The sequence below is a fragment of the Pseudaeromonas sp. HNCC25DJ182 genome (assembly GCF_055413365.1).
Genome location: NZ_JBVAYG010000032.1, coordinates 1 through 1,430, shown reverse-complemented (window position 1 = coordinate 1,430; position 1,430 = coordinate 1). Strand labels below are relative to the sequence as shown.

Sequence of the window (1,430 nt, the reverse complement as noted above, 5' to 3'; positions counted from 1 at the left end):
CAATGCTGATCAGTTAAGGATCTATTGACCGATCCTCATGCTGTAGGAAAATCCGGAGCCTCTCTTGGGTTCCGGATTTTTTTATGTCTATTGCGAATGCTCTGAATGATGCCATGGATGCATCTGCTGAAACTCTGGCCAGATTGGACCTCTTTACCCACCATATTCCAGATGAATGGATTATTGCCGCCGCCACTCTGTCTGATAAAGCCACCATCCGCAGGCGTCGCCTGCCTGCTGACCTCGTGTTGTGGTTAGTCGTCGGGATGGCCTTCTTTCGCAATGAACCTATCTCTGAAGTCGCTCGCCGTCTGAATATCTGCGCCGAGGGGTTGGCCAATGATGTGTTACTGGCTGACAGTGCGCTGTCTCAGGCCCGCCAACGACTCGGCAAGCAACCATTGGAGTGGCTCTTCAAACAATGCGCCAATGTCTGGGGGCCTGAACGGTATCCCGAAGACCAGTGGCATGGTTTACAGGTCTTTGCTGTTGATGGTGCCTTGTTCCGAACCCAGGACACCCCCGAACTCAGAGCGCATTTCGGCTCCGGTAACACACCAACAGACCGGCAAACCCCTTATCCAATGTTGCGACTCGTCACGTTGATGAATGTTCGCTCCCATGTGATTGCCAACGCTGCCATCAGCCCATACTGCAGAGGCGAAATCCCCTTGGCCAGCGAGTTCATCCACTCTCTATCAGATAACTCGGTCACCCTGCTGGACAAGGGTTTCTTCAGTGCAGACCTGTTGCTTCGCATCCAGGCTGAGGGGGCTAACCGGCATTGGCTCATTCCTGAACGTCGAGGATTGGTCTATACGGAGCTGGAACATTATGGCGACGGTGACCGCCTTTTGCAGATGAGCGTATCCCCACAGGCTCGCAAGAAAAATCCGGACCTACCCGAGCAATGGCAAGTCCGTGCAGTCACCTATGAGGTGGCCGGCAAGGAGAAAACGGTGTTCACCTCGCTGCCAGTGACGCGGTTCAGTGCGGCACAGGTGGCCACGCTGTATCACGAACGCTGGGAAATCGAATTGGGCTTCAGGGATATCAAAAGCTCGATGCAACACAACGCCATGACACTCAGGAGCAAGAAAGTAGAGCTGGTATATCAGGAGTTATGGGGATTACTGCTGGGATACAACTTGGTCAGAAGGGAGGCCAGTCAGGCTGCTGTCGCCCACCAACGAGCGCCCAACGAAATCAGCTTCAAATTTGCGAGTCAGTTTATCGCGAATCAGCTGGCAATCATGGCTGAAGCCTTGTCGCCCGCGCATACGCCAAGACGGTTGGAAGAGTTACGGGGTTGTATTGGCAGCATGTTCATAGAAAAACGCCCCAGGCCATCGCGGCCCAGGGCGGTCAAGATTTCAAAGACCCGATATCCGGTAAATCGCAAAGCGGCTCCGCTTAAGTGAACAGCATTG

General features: G+C 53.8%; 1 protein-coding gene. It reads left to right on the top strand.

What is annotated here, in order from left to right; translation table 11 throughout:
- Nucleotides 1–83: 83 nt before the first annotated feature.
- Nucleotides 84–1,421, top strand: a complete 1,338-nt coding sequence (locus ACZYUB_RS16585) for an IS4 family transposase (RefSeq protein WP_463949340.1) — start codon at nucleotides 84–86, stop codon at nucleotides 1,419–1,421.
- The last annotated feature ends 9 nt before the right edge of the window (nucleotides 1,422–1,430 follow it).